13 protein-coding genes are annotated in these 20,404 nt (G+C 39.0%); 8 read left to right on the top strand and 5 right to left on the bottom strand.

Features of this window, described 5'->3' with window-relative positions; translation table 11 throughout:
* Nucleotides 1-39 precede the first annotated feature (39 nt).
* The 5 genes from purL to OW492_RS15130 all read left to right on the top strand — a co-directional run bounded on the left by purL (nt 40) and on the right by OW492_RS15130 (nt 9,521).
* Nucleotides 40-3,936, top strand: a complete 3,897-nt coding sequence (purL, locus tag OW492_RS15150; RefSeq protein WP_290041201.1) for a phosphoribosylformylglycinamidine synthase — start codon at nt 40-42, stop codon at nt 3,934-3,936.
* Nucleotides 3,937-4,081: 145 nt separating this feature from the next.
* Nucleotides 4,082-6,787, top strand: a complete 2,706-nt coding sequence (locus tag OW492_RS15145) for an EAL domain-containing protein (protein WP_290041199.1) — start codon at nt 4,082-4,084, stop codon at nt 6,785-6,787.
* A 189-nt stretch (nt 6,788-6,976) separates the two neighbouring features.
* On the top strand, nt 6,977-8,434 hold the full coding sequence (cls, locus tag OW492_RS15140) for a cardiolipin synthase (RefSeq protein ID WP_290041197.1): 1,458 nt from the start codon (nt 6,977-6,979) through the stop codon (nt 8,432-8,434).
* Nucleotides 8,435-8,879: 445 nt separating this feature from the next.
* The gene (locus OW492_RS15135; RefSeq protein ID WP_290041195.1) at nt 8,880-9,320 is read left to right on the top strand and encodes a hypothetical protein; all 441 of its coding nucleotides are present in this window, start codon (nt 8,880-8,882) and stop codon (nt 9,318-9,320) included.
* Between the two features lie 15 nt (nt 9,321-9,335).
* Nucleotides 9,336-9,521 carry a DUF1289 domain-containing protein gene (locus OW492_RS15130; RefSeq protein WP_290041193.1) on the top strand — a complete coding sequence of 62 codons (186 nt, stop codon included), beginning with the start codon at nt 9,336-9,338 and terminating at the stop codon, nt 9,519-9,521.
* A gap of 258 nt (nt 9,522-9,779) precedes the next feature.
* Here OW492_RS15130 and OW492_RS15125 read toward each other — a convergent pair whose 3' ends face one another.
* Nucleotides 9,780-10,235, bottom strand: a complete 456-nt coding sequence (locus OW492_RS15125; RefSeq protein WP_290041191.1) for a MerR family transcriptional regulator — start codon at nt 10,233-10,235, stop codon at nt 9,780-9,782.
* 253 nt (nt 10,236-10,488) lie between these two features.
* Here OW492_RS15125 and OW492_RS15120 point away from each other — a divergent pair, with 253 nt between their 5' ends.
* On the top strand, nt 10,489-10,740 hold the full coding sequence (locus OW492_RS15120; protein ID WP_290041189.1) for a hypothetical protein: 252 nt from the start codon (nt 10,489-10,491) through the stop codon (nt 10,738-10,740).
* Between the two features lie 93 nt (nt 10,741-10,833).
* Here the strand turns inward: OW492_RS15120 and adhE are convergent, their stop codons facing one another.
* Complete coding sequence (gene adhE / locus OW492_RS15115; protein WP_290041187.1) at nt 10,834-13,518, bottom strand: bifunctional acetaldehyde-CoA/alcohol dehydrogenase; 2,685 nt, start codon at nt 13,516-13,518, stop codon at nt 10,834-10,836.
* Between the two features lie 351 nt (nt 13,519-13,869).
* On the opposite strand from adhE, the gene OW492_RS15110 reads away from it, so the two are divergent.
* Both OW492_RS15110 and OW492_RS15105 read left to right on the top strand, forming a co-directional pair.
* On the top strand, nt 13,870-14,991 hold the full coding sequence (locus tag OW492_RS15110) for an AI-2E family transporter (protein WP_290041185.1): 1,122 nt from the start codon (nt 13,870-13,872) through the stop codon (nt 14,989-14,991).
* A 1-nt stretch (nt 14,992) separates the two neighbouring features.
* The gene (locus OW492_RS15105) at nt 14,993-15,922 is read left to right on the top strand and encodes a class I SAM-dependent methyltransferase (RefSeq protein ID WP_290041183.1); all 930 of its coding nucleotides are present in this window, start codon (nt 14,993-14,995) and stop codon (nt 15,920-15,922) included.
* A 96-nt stretch (nt 15,923-16,018) separates the two neighbouring features.
* On the opposite strand, the gene OW492_RS15100 is transcribed toward OW492_RS15105, so the two are convergent.
* From OW492_RS15100 to OW492_RS15090, 3 genes are all read right to left on the bottom strand, one after another.
* Entirely contained in the window at nt 16,019-16,621 is a 603-nt protein-coding gene (locus OW492_RS15100; protein ID WP_290041181.1) for a hypothetical protein, read from the bottom strand.
* A 234-nt stretch (nt 16,622-16,855) separates the two neighbouring features.
* The gene (gene pta / locus OW492_RS15095) at nt 16,856-19,021 is read right to left on the bottom strand and encodes a phosphate acetyltransferase (RefSeq protein ID WP_290041179.1); all 2,166 of its coding nucleotides are present in this window, start codon (nt 19,019-19,021) and stop codon (nt 16,856-16,858) included.
* Between the two features lie 62 nt (nt 19,022-19,083).
* Nucleotides 19,084-20,283: an acetate kinase gene (locus OW492_RS15090; protein WP_290041178.1), complete on the bottom strand. Its 1,200-nt coding sequence runs from the start codon at nt 20,281-20,283 to the stop codon at nt 19,084-19,086.
* Nucleotides 20,284-20,404 lie beyond the last annotated feature (121 nt).

Raw genomic sequence — 20,404 nt, 5'->3', positions numbered from 1 at the left:
ACCCAAGTTCATTTATTTATCCAACGAGAGTAATAACCTATGGAAATTTTGCGTGGGGCACCTGCCTTATCGACATTTCGTGTTAACCAGTTGTTGAAAAACTGTGAAGTATTAGATTTACCTGTAACAGGCCTATATGCTGAATTTATGCATGCTGCAGATCTATCTGATTCTTTAAATGACCAAGAGTTAGCTGTTCTACAAAAGCTATTAACTTACGGACCTAAAATTGCAGAGCATGACCCAGTAGGGACTCTGTTATTTGTCACACCACGCCCAGGCACTATTTCGCCTTGGTCTTCAAAAGCAACGGACATTGCTAAAAACTGTGGTCTTACCAAAGTAAAACGTTTAGAGCGTGGTATCGCTTATTACGTTGAAACTGAAACAGAGTTAAATGAACAACAAATTCAAGCGTTAACAGACTTGTTGCATGATCGCATGATGGAAGTCGTGTTAACTTCGTTGGAAGACGCCGCGACCTTATTTGTCCAAGGTACGCCAGGAAAAATGACCAGTGTTGATGTGTTAGGCGAAGGCCGTAGCGCATTAGAAACTGCCAATGTGAACTTAGGTCTAGCACTTGCAGATGATGAAATCGATTACTTAGTGGAAAACTTTATTAAGTTAAATCGTAACCCTAACGATATCGAACTAATGATGTTTGCACAGGCAAACTCAGAGCATTGTCGTCATAAAATATTTAATGCTGATTGGACCATTGATGGTCAAAAACAGCCTAAATCATTATTTAAAATGATTCGTAATACCCACGAATTACATCCTGAATACGTATTGTCTGCATATAAAGATAATGCCGCGGTAATGGAAGGTTACCAAGCAGGGCGTTTCTTCCCAAGTGTTGATGACCGTGAATTTGGTTACCACCATGAAGATATCGATATCTTAATGAAGGTGGAAACACATAACCATCCAACTGCTATCTCTCCATTCCCAGGTGCTGCAACTGGCTCTGGTGGTGAAATTCGTGATGAAGGCGCAACAGGTATTGGCTCTAAACCGAAAGCTGGTTTAGTGGGGTTCTCTGTATCTAATTTACGTATTCCTAGCTTTGAACAAGCATGGGAAACAGATTTTGGTAAGCCAAGCCGTATCGTTTCTGCTTTGGATATTATGTTAGAAGCACCTTTGGGCGGTGCTGCATTTAATAATGAATTTGGTCGCCCTAATATCCTAGGTTATTTCCGTACTTATGAAGAAAAAGTAGATAGCCATAACGGTAGCGAGATCCGTGGTTACCACAAGCCAATTATGCTTGCTGGTGGTTTAGGTAACATCCGCCGTGAACACGTACAGAAAAAAGATATCCCAGTTGGCGCGAAACTGATCGTGTTAGGTGGTCCTGCAATGAATATCGGTTTAGGTGGTGGTGCCGCGTCTTCAATGGATTCTGGTGCTTCTTCAGAAAATTTAGATTTTGCTTCAGTACAACGTGAAAACCCAGAGATGGAACGTCGTTGTCAGGAAGTAATCGACCGTTGTTGGCAGATGGGTGAAAATAACCCAATTCAATTTATTCACGATGTAGGTGCGGGTGGTTTATCTAATGCTATGCCTGAGTTAGTGGATGATGGTGGCCGTGGTGGTGTATTTGATTTACGTGCAATTCCAAATGACGAGAAAAGCATGGCACCACATGAAATCTGGTGTAATGAGTCTCAAGAACGTTACGTAATGGCGGTTAAGCCTGAAAATCTAGCGACCTTTGAAGCGATTTGTAAGCGTGAACGTGCACAATATGCGGTGATCGGTACAGCCACTGAAGAGTTACACTTAACGCTGAACGATCCTGAGTTTGATAACAAACCAATCGATATGCCATTAGAAGTGTTATTGGGTAAAGCACCTAAAATGCATCGTGATGTTCAATCACAAACAGCTAAAGGTAAAGCGTTAGACTTATCTGGTGCAAGTGTGAAAGAAGCGGCAGAGCGTTTGTTACGTTTACCTTCAATCGCAGAAAAAACCTTTTTGATTACTATCGGTGACCGAACTGTAACGGGCTTAGTTGCTCGTGACCAAATGGTTGGTCCTTGGCAGGTACCTGTTGCCGATTGTGCTGTAACAGCTGCAAGTTACGATACTTATTTTGGTGAGTCAATGGCATTAGGTGAACGTACACCTGTGGCATTACTTAACTTTGGTGCATCTGCTCGCTTAGCTGTGGCTGAATCAATTACTAATATCGCTTGTTCTGATATTGGTGATTTTAAACGTATTAAACTATCTGCTAACTGGATGTCAGCAACCGGTCACCCTGGTGAAGATGCTGGTTTATACGAAGCAGTTAAAGCGGTTGGTGAAGAATTATGTCCTGAATTAGAGCTTACTATTCCTGTAGGTAAAGACTCAATGTCAATGAAGACACGTTGGCAGGAAGAAGATGGCAGTGATAAAGAGGTGACTTCACCATTATCATTGATTATCACTGCATTTGGTGCAGTACGTGATATCCGTAATACGGTGACACCGCAATTACGCACAGACCAAGGTGAAACCGACCTGATCCTAATCGACTTAGGTAACGGCAAAAACCGTTTAGGTGGTTCATCACTGGCGCAAGTATATAAGCAGTTAGGTGAAACAACGCCTGATTTAGATAGCCCAGAATTATTAAAAGGCTTCTTTAACTCGGTGCAAAGCTTATTAGCTGATAAGAAATTATTAGCTTATCACGATAGAAGTGACGGTGGTTTATTCTCAACTATTACAGAAATGGCCTTTGCAGGACATTGCGGTGTAACCGTTAAGCTTGATCAAGTTGGTAGCGATGACTTCTCTGCATTGTATTCAGAAGAGTTAGGTGCGGTAATTCAAGTTAAACGTGAAGATAAAGAAGCGGTATTAAATACTTTAGCTGGCCACGGTTTATCTTCTAGCTCCCTAGTGATTGGTTCAATCAATAGCACAGACCAAATTGAATTCCTACGCGATGGTGTTGAAGTATTAGCAGCTAAACGTGCGGAGTTCCGTGGTATTTGGGCTGAAACAACACTGAAAATGCAATCATTACGTGATAACTCTGAATGTGCACAACAAGAGTTTGACCTTAAATTAGACGATAAAGACCCAGGTCTATCGACTAAATTGACGTTTGATATTAACGAAGATGTTGCAGCACCTTATATTGCTAAAGGTGTTAAACCGCGTATGGCTATCTTGCGTGAGCAAGGTGTTAACTCGCAGCAAGAGATGGCAGCAGCCTTCAACCGCGCTGGTTTCTCTGCGATTGATGTACACATGAGTGATATTCTGTCGGGTAATGTTCAACTAGAGAACTTTGCTGGTTTAGTGGCTTGTGGTGGTTTCTCTTACGGTGACGTATTAGGTGCTGGTGAAGGTTGGGCTAAGTCTATTCTGTTCAACGAACAAGCTCGTACTCAGTTCCAAACTTTCTTTGAGCGTGAAAACTCATTTGCATTAGGCGTGTGTAACGGTTGTCAGATGTTATCAAACCTCAACGAGTTAATTCCAGGTTCTGATCTCTGGCCGCGTTTTGTTCGCAATAACTCAGAGCGTTTCGAAGCACGTTTCAGTTTGGTAGAAGTGCAAAAGTCTAACTCGTTATTCTTAAATGATATGGCGGGCTCACAAATGCCTATCGCAGTATCTCACGGTGAAGGTCGTGTGGAAGTGAAAGACACCTCACACCTTGCAGCTATTGAAGCAAGTGGTTCTGTTGCATTACGCTTTATCGATAACTACGGTAATAACACTGAATCTTACCCATCTAATCCAAATGGTTCGCCAAATGGTATTACTGGTCTAACGTCTAAGGACGGTCGTGTCACTATCATGATGCCTCACCCTGAGCGTGTATTCAGAACGGTTGCTAACTCTTGGCATCCAGATGAATGGAAAGAAGATAGCCCATGGATGCGTATGTTCAGAAATGTGCGCAAACAATTAGGTTAAAAATAATTAATGAATAAAAGGGAGCGTAAAGCTCCCTTTTTGTGTTCTAATGAACGACTGTTATTATATTAATGGTATTAACTCAAAGTATTTGTAGTAGTGCAGTTTGTTAATGTTATTGTTTTCGTCATGGAGGGCAGTTCGGTTGTCTAGTCAAGTCAGTAAGGTTTTATACATAGGTAATAATGTACAGTTAGTTAAAGCCTTATTACCCATCAATGCAGCGTCTGGTGCAGCAAATCTTACCCACTGTCATTGTGTTAATGGTCTTGAGGAAATGTTGCAAGAGCAAGATTTTGATTACTTCATTTGTGAAGTTCCTATCTCAGGGGTATTAAAAGAACGTATAAAACAGCTCTATCCCGTATTAGAGTGTATCTATTTATCAAGCCAAGAAGAGGACAATGCAACGTCCGCATGCTTTACTGACGCTAAAGCAAAAGATTGTATTTCAGATGAAATTAAATCAACACTTAACTGCATAAGTATTCCTATCTACTATAAAAGTAATGATGGTTTTATCATTGCGTGTAATTCCTATTTCTCAAATATTTTTGGTTATTCACCTGATGTATTGGTTGGTAAAGAGCTATCTACACTTTTACCTGATGGTACTGCTGCGCAATTAATTAAGTCTGACACTGCTGATGTCAAATCAAATCAACCTTTAATGCTGGAATGCAATATAGAAGAATGTTGTGGCGAAAAGCGTGAATTTTTATTACGTGAAGAAGTCGATGTGGGCTGTAATATGCGCGTCGGAATGCTCTTTGATATTTCAGAAATGAATGCAGTTAAAGCAACTATTGAGAAAGAACGCTTGATGCTACGCGCAACGGCAGACTTATCAGAAGATCTTATTTTCTTTAAAGATCTAGATAGCCGTTTTATTGGTTGTAATAAACAGTTTGAAAAATTTGTTGGCTGCTCTGAAGCTGAGATCATTGGAAAAGCTGATGATGAACTATTTGAAATAAATCAGGCAAGAATGTGCCAGGCTCAAGATGCACAAGTAATGAGTAACAATGAAACTTATGCAAACAATGAGTACTTAACCTATAACAATGGGGAAAAGCACTTTATCTTCATGCAAAAAGTGCCACTTCGCGATAAACATGGTGAAGTTCAAGGGCTCTTTGCAATTGGTCGAGATATTACCGAACAAAGCATTATCGAAAAACAATTAAGATTGGCCAACGTGGTGTTTGAAAATAGCCGAGATGGTATTTTAGTTACCGATAATACAGGGGTAGTGATCACTGCTAATGACGCTTGCTTCAGCGTTTCTGGTTATTCTAAAGAAGAGTTAATTGACGTTAATATTACCTCTTTTGCAGACGGTTTTGACTCTTGTACATTATTTGATGATATCGAAGTTGGCATTAAAAAAGAGGGTAAGTGGCAAGGTAATGTCCGTTTCTATACTAAGATGGGTTACCTAGGCTATTTCTGGTTAGAGGTTAATGAAGTCAAACACGGCAGTGACAACATGAATAATCGTGTTTTTGTATTCACCGATTTAACCCAAAATAAAGATTACGAAGCGAAGATTCAATACCTGTCTAAACATGACTCATTGACTGGGCTAAATAACCGTATAGCACTGTTCACTCACCTAGAAAAAGCGATAGCACGTGCTAATCACAAACAAACGGCTATTGGTGTGTTACATATTGAAATTAAAGGTATTAAAGCTGTTAATGAACGTTATGGCCATAATAAAGGTGATGTTATCTTTAGAGGCATAGCTAAACGCCTCAAAGAGCTTGCATCTGATAAAGATATTATAGCGCGTATCAGTGATGACCAGTTTGCACTAGTGATTGAAGAGTTAGAAAACGAGCAGGTAGTGGCATTAATTGCACGACAAATTACCCAACAGTTTTCTGGAACTGTGACCATGGAAGGTATTGCGGTAAACTTGACAACCTCTATCGGGATTAGTATTTGTCCCGATGATGGTTCAGATGTGGACAGTATTTTATCGAATGCGGAAAATGCAATGTACCGTAGTAAGAATGATAAAAGCAGCGCTTACCACTTTTACACAAACGAATTAACTATTAACTCGACTAACCAACTTGCATTAGAAAATGAGTTAAAAGTGGCATTAAATGAAAATCAATTCGATGTTTATTATCAACCACAATTTGATTTGAATAAGCGCCAAATTGTGGCAGTGGAATGTGTCTTGAGATGGCATCATCCTGAGCACGGAACTTTGCTGCCGGAGCGTTTCTTAATGCTTGCTGAGCAGTCTGGTTTGATGGTTGAATTAAGCATGAAAATGTTTACTAAAGCGGTTGAACAAGCTGTGAAGTGGCATCATGCTGGTATTAATTTTGGGCGCATTGCATTCAATATATCAAAAGCGGAATTATCGCAGCTTTCATTAATAGCATCGATTCAAAAAATATTTTTGGATACTGGGGCTAAGGCGAATTGGTTTGAGTTTGAAATTGATGAAGCCCTATTTAGTAATGATCTTTATACAGTGCAAGAAAATTTACTAAACCTGAGTCGCTTGGGTATCTCTTTTACTGTTGACGGTTTTGGTGCTGAACGTTCAGTGTTGTATTGTATCGATAAACTGAATATTGATAAGTTCAAAATATCTAAACACTTTATTCAAGGCGTGCCTGGTTATCTAGCCGGTGAGGCAATGTTGAAATCAGTGTTTGTATTAGCTAACTCCTTAGGTATTGATGTGGTTGGTGATACGATCGACAATGATCCAAGAGAACAGCTGATTAATGATCATCAGTTTATTGCTGATAAAAACCAGCCAACCAAAGAAGCGATGAGCGCTTCAGAAGCGACTTTTTACTTAAGATGCCATAAGCGAAAGTAGCCAAACCCCATAGCCCACAATAGGATAGCTAAAAATAACTATCCTATTGTGACATTTTTGATACCATCCGCGTTATTAATCACATTCTCTAATTAACCACCGCAGTCAGTATGGCAACGATCAGGCTGGGTGTGTTGCTCTCTTTTTCTTTTGACTGATAGGACTGTAATGGCAAACCTAGGCATAAATATGAGCTGGCTAGAAAGCGAGGTATACCTTGTATTTTCAGCGACTCTGTATTTTAGTTTTTTAACACTTATCTCCTTACGTGTGATCATTAAGCGCAAGCCGATTGGTGTTTCACTTGCCTGGTTATTTTTAATCTTTGCCGTGCCATTAGTTGGCATGATCGGCTACTTAATCTTTGGAGAATTAAACCTAGGTGCGAAACGCAGTAAACGTCGAAAATTGCTCTCTGGTGCTTTTTTAAAGTGGATAGAAGAGCAAGCCAATACCTACAAACAAGATAAAGAACTCATCAGCGAAAATGCGCGTTCAATGCAATCTTTTGTTGAGTCCTACACCAATATGCCAATGGTAAAGGGTAATAAACATACCTTATTAACCACTACTGACAATATACTATTAGAGCTAACCAAAGAGATTCGAGAAGCTAAAAAGCATTGTTATTTAATGTTTTATATTTGTAATCAAGGTGGGTTAGTTGACCAATTATTAGAAGAGTTAAAAGCCGCTGCACAACGTGGTGTCACCTGTAAGTTACTCTTAGATTCAGTGGGAAGTAGTGATTTTTTTAAATCCATCCTACCTGCACAATTACGTAAAGCTGGGGTTGAAGTCGTGGAAGGCCTACCTGTAGGTGCATTCCGACTATTATTCCAACGACAAGATTTGCGCCTACACCGAAAGCTTGTCTGTATTGATGATCATATTGCCTACACTGGCAGCATGAATTTGGTTGATCCCGCTTATTTTAAAGTAGAAAAGGGGATTGGTGAATGGATCGATTTAATGGTGCGTTGTGAAGGACCAATCGTACAACATATGGAAGGCTTATTTATTTGGGATTGGAGTTTAGAGACTGCACAACACCTTGATCTACCGCCTGCAAATCGTTCCTTATTCTCGTTAGTTGGTGATGAAAATTCACAGCTGATTCCATCGGGGCCCGAGTTTGGTAAAGTAGGTATTCATCAAGTATTATTAACGGCTATTTACGAAGCTAAATACAGCTTAGTATTAACCTCCCCTTACTTTGTTCCAGACGAAAGTCTGTTAACCGCATTACAGGTCGCATCCATGCGTGGTGTTGATGTAAAAATTATTTTACCCGCTAAGAATGACTCCTTGATGGTTAAGTACGCATCACGCGCTTTCTTTGAGGACCTATTGAAAGCAGGCGTAGAGATTCATCAGTTTTACGGTGGTTTATTACATAGCAAAAGTATTGTTATTGATGAGAAGTTAGCGCTGGTGGGCTCGGTGAATTTAGATTTACGTAGTTTCTGGTTAAACTTTGAAATGACTATGTTAATTGATAATCCGAAATTTGCTGGCGATCTACTTACTGCTCAGATGCATTATACATTAGCCTCTAATCAGTTAACTTTAGAGAAGTGGCGCAAGCGACCTTTCTTTAAACGTATTTTAGAAGGTGTGTTGTACCTGTTTAGCCCGCTGTTGTAGCTTAGTTTTTTGGAATCGGTATTCACTTAATAGATCACATAACACCTTTTGACCTTGGGGCGCTGGCTTTAGCCTGCTTGTTTTTTGATTTTTGTCGTGTGAGCTTACTTAATACAGCACAAAGCACCTTTTGACCTTGGGTGCTAGCTTTAGTCTTCTTGTTTTGACTTTTGTTATGTGAACTTACCTAATATAGTGCGCAGAATCTTTTGATTTTGGGACGCTGGCTTTAGCCTGTTTTTTGTCTTAGCGGAAGGGCTCTATTATTCCTCTCTGCTCTCGGTTTGATTTATCAAAACAGATCTCCCATTTAATGAACAGCTTGTTATCTCTCTTTTGTTAATTGATAATCTTTTATTGGCTTGAATTTAGATTGGCAATTTGTGGGCTGTTTTTAAAGGCATGTTTGTGCAAATTTACACAATAATGGATGAGAATAAATTTAATGAAAGATGTAAAAGGTGTATTTCGTAACCTTGAAAAAATGCTTCAGAAAGCGAGTTGGTTCGATGACGGTTGGGAGATTTATAATCGTGGTAATTATATGCAGCTCTCCAAACATAATTGGTTTAATCAAAACCAAGGTGGTATTCACTTTGAAACCTTTATAGAAGGGCCTCAGATTAAACAAAAGTCCTTTCCTATTTGTATGCACGTTGAAGAAGATTGTCCTTCCCAGGCTGAATTTATTCGTCAATTTATGGCGTTAGAAGAGAAGCGAATTAAAAGCTGGAATGGGTATAAAAATCTCGATAGTAGCTATGGTATTTGTCAGCGAACACTGCCGCTTAATTTTAAAAACCTAGAGCAACGTTTATTTGAAGAGTTTAATCGTCTTCGAGTTTTAGAAGAAAGTATTGATCAAGTGTTACTTGAACTTCAATAAAGTGAGATAGCAGAGATGAAGAAAAGAAAAAGCCCTTGTATTGATCAGTGTGATTTTTCAGGTAGTAAAGGGTGGTGTTTGGGATGTGGCAGAACAAAAACTGAGTGCCAAAAGTGGAAATCCATGATGCCATATAACATTACCAACCTTCAAAAAGAGCTTAAAAAGAGAATGCTAAAAATTAAGGTTGAAATAAGCTAAACAGTGCTGAAAGCTAAAAAATGATACCTCGTATGAGGTTGAGGTTGTTTATTAAAAAACTGCCTACCTGATCTCAGTAAAGAGCGACTGTTAATAGATAGGCAGTTTACATATTCAGGTGCTAAAGGGATTAACAACAATCCGAATTAATACAGCAATCGCCACAAGCACAGCTTTCTGCGCATTTACAACTGTCTGTATTACAACAACAGTCTGGTGTTTTTTTGTCTTCACAACATTTACATACTTCACTCATGTTTATTCTCCAGTTAGGTTAGGGGCTGGCTCAGTACTACAGCACTGCCAATGATTTTCAAAACAATCTAATAAATGACAATCAGTCTCTATGTTCTTGTCAGTACCACAAGAGTTTGAAAATACTTCTAAAGCTTTGATAGTTGTCTGTAATTCAGAAATCTGTGTTTTAATTTCTTCAATTTTAGTTAATGATTTATGCTTCACCACTGATCGTGATTGACTACAACAATGATCGAAAATGAGAAAATCCTTAATTTCATCTAAGGAAAAACCAACTCCTTGAAGCTTTTTCACTAAGCGAATCACTCGAATATCTTCATTAGAATAATGACGAAACCCATTGTTTTTTGGTGGTTGCTTAATAATGGCTTTGCGTTGGTAATAGCGAATTGTTTCTACGCCAACATTTGCTGCTTTAGCCAGTACGCCAATGGTAATCGGTTTGTTCTCATTCATCGATAGCTCCTATCCTATACTCTGTACCTAGGTACAGAGTCAAGCAGGTATTTACACAAAAAGCAAAATAGTTTGTATTTTTCCTTTTTATTTAAGTGTTAGTTTTTAATAGAGCCGAGATAGATTAGTGACTTTTGTTACAAAATAATTCTTTTAAATGAAAAAGAGTTGTCTTTTAAGCTTGTGTTGCTAATTTAAATGACTGCTTTGTCTCTTAACGAGGCGTGATTTGGATAACTAAGAGGTATTGCTAATGAAGTTATTTACTATTTCATTTGTTTTTTCAGTGATGACTTTATTTATGTTAGTTTTTTTAGATGCTGGTTTATCAAATTTATATTGCACCTGGCCACTCTACTTTATTGAAAAGACTGGGATATTGGGTAATGACATTGTTACTTTTTATAATGACTGGTATACCGTTTCAATGAGTTTTTCTCTACTTGTACAAAGTGCCATTATCTATTTTTTGACATCAAAGCTAGCCCCTGAAAAAGTAACTTAGTTTTATTATTAGTCTGGTCATTTTAGAGTGATGGTTTAGTAATAAAAAAGCCTGCATATAGCAGGCTTGATAAGGTTGTTTGAAGGGAGTTGATTAGCTAACTAATTCTTTCACTTTTTTAGCTGCTACTTTTTTCTCTTCTTTTACTTCTGCTTTTACTTCAACTTCAGGTGCGTCTACAACATCTGCGTAAGCTTTACCGTAGTAAGAAGCGATTAATACTTCTTTTAGCTCTGCGATTAATGGGTAACGTGGGTTTGCACCTGTACATTGGTCATCAAATGCATGCTCTGCTAGCTCATCTACTTTAGCCATAAACTCAGCTTCGTTTACACCTGCCGCTTGGATTGATAAAGGAATGTCCAATGCAACTTTTAACTCTTCTAACCAGTTTAGTAGAGCATTTAGTTTATCTTCAGTGTTACCTTCAATGAAGCCCAAGTGTGCAGCTACTTCTGCATAACGAGCACGTGCTTTAGGGCGATCGTACTGTGAGAATGCAGTTTGTTTAGTTGGGTTATTGGTTGCGTTGTAACGAATTGTATTCGAGATTAATAACGCATTCGCTAAACCGTGTGGAATGTGGAACTCAGCACCTAGTTTGTGCGCCATTGAGTGACAAACACCTAGGAATGCATTGGCAAATGACATACCTGCGATTGTTGCTGCGTTATGTACTTTCTCACGTGCAATTGGGTCTTTCTTGCCGTTTTTGTAAGAGCTTGGTAAGTACTCTTTTAACATTTTAAGTGCTTGTAAAGCATGACCGTCAGAGTATTCATTTGCTAGTACTGACACGTAAGCTTCCATTGCGTGAGTTACTGCGTCGTAACCACCGAATGCACATAAAGATTTAGGCATATCCATGACTAGGTTAGCGTCAACAATCGCCATGTTTGGCGTTAGTTCGTAATCTGCTAATGGGTATTTTTGACCGGTTTTTTCATCGGTAACAACCGCAAATGGTGTGACTTCAGAACCTGTACCAGATGTAGTTGTGATACATACTAACTCGGCTTTTGACCCCATTTTAGGGAATTTGTAGATACGTTTACGGATATCCATAAAGCGCATTGATAAATCTTCAAAGTCAGTTTCTGGGTGCTCGTACATTACCCACATGATTTTAGCTGCATCCATTGGAGAACCACCGCCAACGGCTAAAATTACATCTGGTTGGTAGCTTAAACATGCTGCTGCACCCGCTTTAACAACCGCTAATGTTGGATCCGCTTCGACTTCATGGAATACTTCAACTTCCATACCTTTTTCTTTTAAGATGCTACGTAAGTCGTCGATGTAACCGTTATTGAATAGGAAGCGGTCAGTCACGATTAGCGCACGTTTTTTGCCTTCAAGGTCAGTCATTGCAACTGGTAAACAGCCGCGGCGGAAGTAGATTGATTTTGGTAGTTTATGCCACAACATATTTTCAGCTCTCTTCGCAACAATTTTCTTATTGATAAGGTGTTTTGGACCTACGTTTTCAGAAATGGCATTACCACCCCATGAACCACAACCTAGTGTTAAAGAAGGCGCTAATTCAAAGTTGTAAAGGTCACCAATACCACCATGAGAAGAAGGTGTGTTTACTAAGATACGTGCTGTTTTCATTTTATCGCCAAAGTAAGCGATACGATCTGCGTTGGCATCTTGGTCAGTGTAAAGCACTGATGTATGACCAACACCACCTATGTCTAATACGATACCTGCTTGACGCACTGCATCTTCAAAGTCTTTTGCTTTAAATAGACCTAATGTAGGAGATAGTTTTTCGTGTGCAAACTCATCATCCCAAGATGCTTCTAAGCCTTCACCGATTAGGATTTTAGTTGATGTTGGTACTTTAACGCCGGCTAATGCTGCAATTTTGTATGCTGGTTGACCTACGATTTTAGCGTTTAGTGCACCATCGATGATTAATACTTTACGCACTTTCTCTGCATCTGCTTTGTTTAATACTGCTGCACCGTATTTTGCAAAACGTGCTTTCACTTCGTCGTAGATTGATTCAACTACAATCGCTGCTTGCTCAGAAGCACAGATAACACCGTTATCGAATGTTTTAGACATTAAGATTGAAGAAACAGCACGTTTGATATCAGCAGTTTCATCGATTACAACTGGCGTATTACCTGCGCCTACACCGATAGCTGGTTTACCTGAAGAGTAAGCTGCTTTAACCATACCAGGACCACCTGTTGCTAAAATCAGGTTGATATCGTCATGCTTCATTAATGCGTTTGAAAGTTCAACTGATGGTACGTCAATCCAACCAATAATGTCTTTTGGAGCACCTGCTTTTATTGCTGCGTCTAATACTACTTTTGCTGCATAGTTTGTTGCATTTTTTGCACGAGGATGTGGAGAGAAGATACAACCATTACGAGTTTTAAGACAAATTAATGCTTTAAAGATGGCTGTAGAGGTCGGGTTCGTAGTTGGTACAATTGCACACACGATACCAACAGGCTCTGCGATAGTGATAGTGCCGCCTTCTTCGTTGCGGTCAATCACTCCACAGGTTAATTCATCTTTGTATTTGTTGTAAATGAATTCAGAAGCGAAGTGGTTTTTGATCACTTTATCTTCCATAATACCCATGCCTGATTCAGTCGCTGCCATTTTAGCAAGTTCGATACGTGCTGTAGATGCGGCTAATGAAGCGGCGCGGAAAATTTTGTCAACTTGCTCCTGTGAGTAGCTAGCAAATTCTTTTTGTGCTGCTTTCACTCGAGCAACCATTGCATTTAGTTCAGTGACATTGCTTACAGTCATATATTTCTCCAAAGTTTAATAAATTTAAAATCTTTAAAAGTGCTTTATTAAGGTGACTTGGTAAAAACAGACTTAGTAAATAACTTTCAATTTGATTATAGGAAGAATGGGGATTCTCATATTGATCAGGATCACTTTAATGTGCGGATTGTTATTATTTTTAAAGAGATTTAGGTCACTTATTACTAAAAGTGTTTTTTAATCGGAAAAATGCCTCTAAAACAGGTTTATTAGTAATATAATATGTTTATATTTCAGGTGGTTAAATTCTTAGTTATTATTGTTAGTCTATCCATTATACTTAGCGCTAATAACCTTATTTACAACCAAATCTATTAAGGAAAGTGCAATATGGTTAATACTTCTACAGCAGCTCGCACCGCGCTGTATTGTTCTGCTTTGGTTATCTCTTTAGCTGGGATAAAAGTGGCTGCTCCGATTGTTGTTCCTTTTTTATTGTCTTTATTTGTGGCAATTATTTGTAACCCTGCGATTAATTATCTGGAGTCCAAAAAACTACCAAGAGGATTGGCGATTACATTAGTTATTGCCACCATTTTCTCTCTTTTCATCGTCTTAGGTGGTGTAATTGGTGCTGCTGTAAATGACTTTAGAAAAGCTATTCCCACTTATGAAGCACAGCTCACTGAGCAGGTAAATTGGCTTGTCGAGTGGTTAGCTGGACATGATATTGCTTTGTCTATGGATGAGGTTGGGAGCTATTTTGACCCAAGTAAAGTGATGAACTTAGTGACCTCTACTTTAAGTGGTTTCAGTAGTGTACTGGGTAATATCTTTCTGCTGCTATTAACCGTGGTATTTATGTTAGCGGAAGGCAAGGTATTTACTAAAAAGCTGCATATGGCTTTTAATGATTCCGCGGAAACAGATAAAAAGCTAGACCATTTTTTAAAAATGGTTAACCAATATATGGCAATTAAAACGCTAGTCAGTTTGGCAACAGGTTTGATCATTGGCTGCGTGTTATGGGCAATTGGTGTGCAGTTTTATGTGTTGTGGGCTTTGCTAGCATTCCTTCTTAATTATATTCCTAATATTGGTTCAATCATCTCAGCTGTACCTGCGGTGATATTAACATTTTTACAACTTGGAGCGGGTTATGCTTCGGTTGTAGTCGGGTTGTTTGTGAGTGTGAATATGATCATGGGTAATTTGGTTGAACCCCGCTTTATGGGGCGTAGTTTAGGCTTATCAACTTTAGTGGTATTTCTATCATTAATATTTTGGGGCTGGTTATTGGGTATGGTTGGCATGCTTTTATCTGTACCATTAACCATGATTTTAAAGATTGCCTTAGAGAGCAGTGAAGATGGGCGGTGGGTTGCTATTTTATTAAGCTCTGATGAAGAGGTTGAAGTGCTGGAAAATATCGATCAAGACAAAATAGATGCTGAATCACAAAATACAGTGTCAGAGAGTTTAGTTAACGTTACTAATAAAGAAGAAAAATAATATGTTTACAGCATTGCTAGAAAAAATGCATTTCCCTGAAATAAAAGCAGGGCAAGAGAAAGAGATGGCGCGTTTATTTCACGGCCGAGGGTTTAATTACCCTGAGTACCAACATTTCAATATCGATTGGTTATCGCCAGTTGCTCTGATTATTCTTTATAAAGAAGAAAGTGACCAATGGTTGGCTAATTTAAGTGAATGTCTATTAGCAGAGTTAAACAACAGAGGTTTTACTGTAGAAAGTATCCAAGTGCAGTTTCGTTGTCGTGAACTTGCGCCTACCTTTGTTTTATACGGTGAAGAGTTCACGGATTATACTGCCGATGAAAATGGTTTATCTTACAAAATCAGCCTAGGAAAAAACCAAAACTACGGTATTTTTTTGGATATGAAAAATGGTCGAACTTGGTTAAAAGAACATAGTGAAGGTAAACGAGTACTTAACTTATTCTCTTATACCTGTGCTTTTTCTGCTGCTGCCATTGCAGGTGGCGCAGAGCAAGTCGTTAATTTAGATATGAGTAAAGCGGCATTGGCGGTAGGGCGTGATAACCATCGTTTAAATGGTCATGATTTAGATAAAGTAAAATACTTGGGACATGACTTATTCAAGTCTTGGGGCAAGGTTAAGCGTTTAGGACCTTACGATATTATTGTCGCTGATCCGCCTTCTTTGCAGAAGGGGAGTGTTAATATTAAGCGTGATTACCCTAAAATTATGCGCCGTTTACCTGAATTGTTAAAGGATGGCGGACAGGCATTATTATGCCTAAATAGCCCTGATTTGGATTTCCAATTTATTACCGATTCACTTGCTGAGCATTGCCCTCAAGCTAAAGTTATCGATATCATAAAACCACCGAGTGAATTTATTAATATTGAACCCGATAAAGGCTTAAAATGCGTGCTAGTGACATTACAGCCTGTGTAGTAGATATAGTTTTAAGTTGTATTTAAAAGGAGCGTATATCGCTTCTTTTTTATAGTTTATTTATTTTGTTATCAATGAACTTACAAGTACAGTGAGTTATTTAATACTGACTGTGTTAATCGCTTGATTGAATGCATTCTCCAGGTTTTTGTAAGTATCAACTTTAGCTGTTGCGGTAAACATCAAGAAGACGTTTTCAGACAGGGAAATATGATATTGCATAGAGACAGTGCCTTCTAAGCCGCCATCAAATTTAGCATACAGAGCATTTCTACCTATCACTTCAGTTTGTTTACACTCATAGAGTGTAATGTCGCGTTGAAAGAGACTGCTTAGCTCTGATTTTGCACTGGCACAGACTTCAGCAAGCTCATTGGCATTATTAGGTACACTCCCTACTTGCTTCATGACATTAATGTTATCGGTAAAGCTACTTATAGCATTCTCTGTATTGTTGGGAATAAAATAAAGATCCATATTGCCAGATTGGATAACTGGTATAACCTGCTCTAACAATGCTGGTGGAATGCCTTCTATTTGATCGAAATTAAAAAGATCAGGGTTCGCTTTTATTTCAGGTCCTGTTAGTGGCGACCAGCTATCAGGAATTTGCATGGTGTAACCTAAATCGCTAGTAGCTTGCTTAGCTTGTGCAAAAAAGCTGATGATCATTAGGCTGGTACATAAAAAATATTTCATTGTATCTCTCCGTGACATAATACCAATTCCATTAACTTGCTGATTTATTTTACTGGTTAAAATCACTCACTTCTGTGTGGTAAGTACTATAAAGAGGACAAACTGATTAGTTATTGCCTCCTGTAAAGTTATTTAAGATGACTGTTTAGATAATCGTTTAGATAATAAAAAGCCCCGTTTAACTTTAGTAGTTAAACGGGGCTTTAATGTTGTGGTTAGCTTGTTAAGTAAAGATTAACCTTCGATTAACGCCGCTTTTTCACTAGCTTGTGTTGCTTGAATTGCTGTAAGTGCAATGGTGTAAACAATATCGTCTACTAATGCTCCACGAGACAAGTCATTAACAGGTTTGCGCATACCTTGTAGCATTGGACCAATACTGATTAAGTTAGCACTTCGTTGTACCGCTTTGTACGTTGTATTACCTGTGTTCAAGTCAGGGAAGATAAATACGGTTGCTTGACCAGCTACTTTAGAGTCTGGCGCTTTGCTCTTCGCTACATTTTCCATCACAGCTGCATCGTATTGTAGAGGGCCGTCGATTAATAAGTCTGGACGACGCTCTTGTGCAATCTTAGTTGCTTCACGTACTTTCTCAACATCTGAACCTGCACCTGAGTTACCTGTAGAGTAACTGATCATCGCTACTTTAGGATCAATACCAAAGGCAATCGCTGAATCAGCTGATTGAATAGCGATATCAGCTAATTGGTCAGCTGTTGGGTCTGGGTTGATTGCACAGTCACCGTATACCAATACTTGATCAGGCAATAGCATGAAGAAGATTGAAGATACTAAACTCGCACCTGGAGCTGTTTTGATTAGCTGTAAAGCAGGGCGGATTGTGTTTGCTGTAGTATGAACTGCACCAGATACTAGACCTGCTACTTCATTTTCCGCTAACATCATAGTACCTAGTACTACTGTGTCTTGCAGTTGTTCACGTGCTACAACTTCTGTTAAACCTTTGCCTTTACGTAATGCAACCATAGGCGCTACATATTGCTCAATCACATCAACAGGATTTACGATTTCAACTTCATCTGTCACAACAATACCTTGTTGTGTTGCGATGCGGTGGATCTCTTCTGGGTTACCTAGTAATACAGGTTTAGCGATACCACGTTGCGCACAGATAACTGCTGCTTGGATAGTACGTGGCTCTTCACCTTCAGGTAACACGATGCGTTGGTTTGCTTTACGTGCTAACTCTGTTAAGTGATAACGGAATGCTGGTGGTGATAAACGACGTGATAATGAAGAATCTTCAGTTAACGTGTTTAACCAGTGTTTATCAATGTGGCTTGCGATGTACTCTTGTACTTTTTCAATACGCTCTAGATCGTCAACTGGAATTTCCATGTTGAAGTTCTGTAAACGTTGAGCTGTTTGCCATGTGTTACTTTTAATCAATAGAATAGGTAAACCCGCATCCATTGCACTTTGACACAGTTTAATTACTTCTTCTTCAGGTGTGTAATCACCCGTCAATAATAAACAACCGATCTTCATGCCATTCATTACTGCTAAACAAGCTGCAATAATTACATCACTACGGTCGCCAGAAGTCACTAGCATTGAGCCTGCTTTAAAGTGCTCAACCATGTTTGGAATAGAGCGTGCGCAGAAAGTAACAGAGTGTAAACGACGGTTTTCTAAATCGCCTGCATTTAAGATTTTTGCTTCTAAGTGAACGGCTAAATCTTTAACACGAGGGGCAATTAGTTCAGCACTCCATGGAATGCAACCTAAGATTGGCAATGGGCTTTTGCTAAACATTTGTAACACTTCAAGATTGTTATTAATGCTTGCTTCAGGAATGTCGAACATCTCTGTGATATCCATACCTGTTTTATCATTTTCATCAATTGGCGCGCCCACTTTATTAATGATGCAACCGGCAATACGCTCATTGTCTTTACCACCAAATGAAGAAACTGCAATTTCCATGCGCTCTTTCAATTGTTGAGAGGTATCGTTACTTGGATGAGTAACAAATACCATCTCTGCACCTAGTGCTTTAGCAATACTGTAGTTAACACTATTGGCAAACTGGTGTTTATCAGTAGGTACTAAACCCTCAACGATAATTACATCGCTGTCTTTAGTGCCTTCACGGAAACGCTCAACAATATTTTCAAGCAATTCTGAAGTGCGACCTGAAGAAATAAGGTTTTCAGCGTATTTCATTGCAAAAGGTTCAGGAGGTAGGATGTTGCATGAGTTACGTAGAGTCGTTGTTGAACGTTCTGTACCGTGGTCACCTTGACGAGGTTGAGCAATTGGTTTGAAGAAGTTAACTGCAACGCCTTGACGCTCCATTGCGCGAACCATACCAAGACTAACTGAAGTAACACCAACACCAGCCCCGATTGGGATAAGCATTATTGTACGTGCCATGAGCTTTCCTTTTATAAGATCAAAAAAAGGGAGTATAGACTCCCTTTAAAAATTAGTGGTAATTATGCTGATACTAATGCAGCAGAATCTTGTGCGATAACCCATTCTTCATTAGTTGGGATAACCATTGCGATAGGTGAATCTTCAGCAGTGATGACACCTTGAGTACCGAATAATGCAATTTTGTTTTTCTCTGCATCGACTTTGTAACCAAAGATAGTCAGTAGGTCTAATACTTTTTCACGAATGATGTCAGAGTTCTCACCGATACCACCAGTGAATACGATTGCATCGATACGGCCTAGTGGTACAGCGTAAGAAGCAATGTATTTAGCTAGACGGTAGCAGAACATTTCGATAGCTAGTGTTGCACCTTCATGACCTTCTTTGTAGTTATCTTCGATATCACGACAGTCACTAGATAGGCCTGAAATACCTAATAGACCACTTTGTTTTTGTAACATATCCATTACACCTTTCAGGCTGTAACCTTTACGTTCAACTAGGTGCTCAATGATACTTGGGTCAATATCACCACAACGTGTTCCCATTACTAGACCAGCAAGTGGAGTCATCCCCATGCTTGTATCAACTGATTTACCGTTTTTAATAGCCGCAACTGATGCGCCATTACCTAAGTGAGCAGAGATAATGTTAGTTTCAGATACTGGTTTGTTTAATACTTTAGCTGCTTCGCCAGTCACGAATAAGTGGCTAGTACCGTGCATGCCGTAACGACGAATATGAGATTCTTTGTATAGGTTGTAAGGTAAAGCGTATAGGAATGCTTTAGCTGGCATTGATTGATGGAAAGCAGTATCAAATACAGCAACTTGTTGTAAAGAAGGGAAAGCTTCTTGTGCTGCTTTAATACCTAAGATATGAGCTGGGTTGTGTAGAGGTGCAAGTGATGCACACTCTTCAATACCTTCTAATACTGCGTCATCGATAATCACAGATTGAGTGAACTTTTCACCACCGTGAACGATACGATGCCCAACAGCAATAAATTGCTCTGCTAGACCTTCAACTTTGTTGACTACTTCTTCAACGATGAAGCTAATCGCTGCAGAGTGAGCACTGTTTTCAGGAAGTTTAGCTGACTCCTTCTTACCATCAAATTTCCATTTGATGCGTGCATCAGGAAGGTTAAAACATTCTGCTAAGCCACTGATGATTTCATCACCATTGTTTGCATTAATAACAGCAAATTTAAGCGAAGAACTACCACAGTTAAGTACAAGGACTAATTTATTGCTCATGAAAAAATTCCATTCAGTAAAGAATTAACAAAAAATATCAAACCAAAGCCTGATATTAAGCTAGTATATAATGATTAGGTACAACTTAATTAGTACTCAGCATTCGTTGACCTTGCTCACA

The sequence above is a fragment of the Psychromonas sp. 14N.309.X.WAT.B.A12 genome (assembly GCF_030397575.1).
Classification (GTDB): domain Bacteria; phylum Pseudomonadota; class Gammaproteobacteria; order Enterobacterales; family Psychromonadaceae; genus Psychromonas.
This window is presented reverse-complemented; position numbering and strand designations above follow the sequence as displayed.

Bases quoted from the DNA above. Each gene is read 5' to 3' on its own strand.
- purL (WP_290041201.1), top strand. From the start codon at position 40: ATGGAAATTTTGCGTGGGGCACCTGCCTTATCGACATTTCGTGTTAAC.
- cls (WP_290041197.1), top strand. From the start codon at position 6,977: ATGAGCTGGCTAGAAAGCGAGGTATACCTTGTATTTTCAGCGACTCTG.
- OW492_RS15135 (WP_290041195.1), top strand. From the start codon at position 8,880: ATGAAAGATGTAAAAGGTGTATTTCGTAACCTTGAAAAAATGCTTCAG.
- OW492_RS15130 (WP_290041193.1), top strand. From the start codon at position 9,336: ATGAAGAAAAGAAAAAGCCCTTGTATTGATCAGTGTGATTTTTCAGGT.
- OW492_RS15125 (WP_290041191.1), bottom strand. From the start codon at position 10,235: ATGAATGAGAACAAACCGATTACCATTGGCGTACTGGCTAAAGCAGCA.
- OW492_RS15120 (WP_290041189.1), top strand. From the start codon at position 10,489: ATGAAGTTATTTACTATTTCATTTGTTTTTTCAGTGATGACTTTATTT.
- adhE (WP_290041187.1), bottom strand. From the start codon at position 13,518: ATGACTGTAAGCAATGTCACTGAACTAAATGCAATGGTTGCTCGAGTG.
- OW492_RS15110 (WP_290041185.1), top strand. From the start codon at position 13,870: ATGGTTAATACTTCTACAGCAGCTCGCACCGCGCTGTATTGTTCTGCT.
- OW492_RS15105 (WP_290041183.1), top strand. From the start codon at position 14,993: ATGTTTACAGCATTGCTAGAAAAAATGCATTTCCCTGAAATAAAAGCA.
- OW492_RS15100 (WP_290041181.1), bottom strand. From the start codon at position 16,621: ATGAAATATTTTTTATGTACCAGCCTAATGATCATCAGCTTTTTTGCA.
- pta (WP_290041179.1), bottom strand. From the start codon at position 19,021: ATGGCACGTACAATAATGCTTATCCCAATCGGGGCTGGTGTTGGTGTT.
- OW492_RS15090 (WP_290041178.1), bottom strand. From the start codon at position 20,283: ATGAGCAATAAATTAGTCCTTGTACTTAACTGTGGTAGTTCTTCGCTT.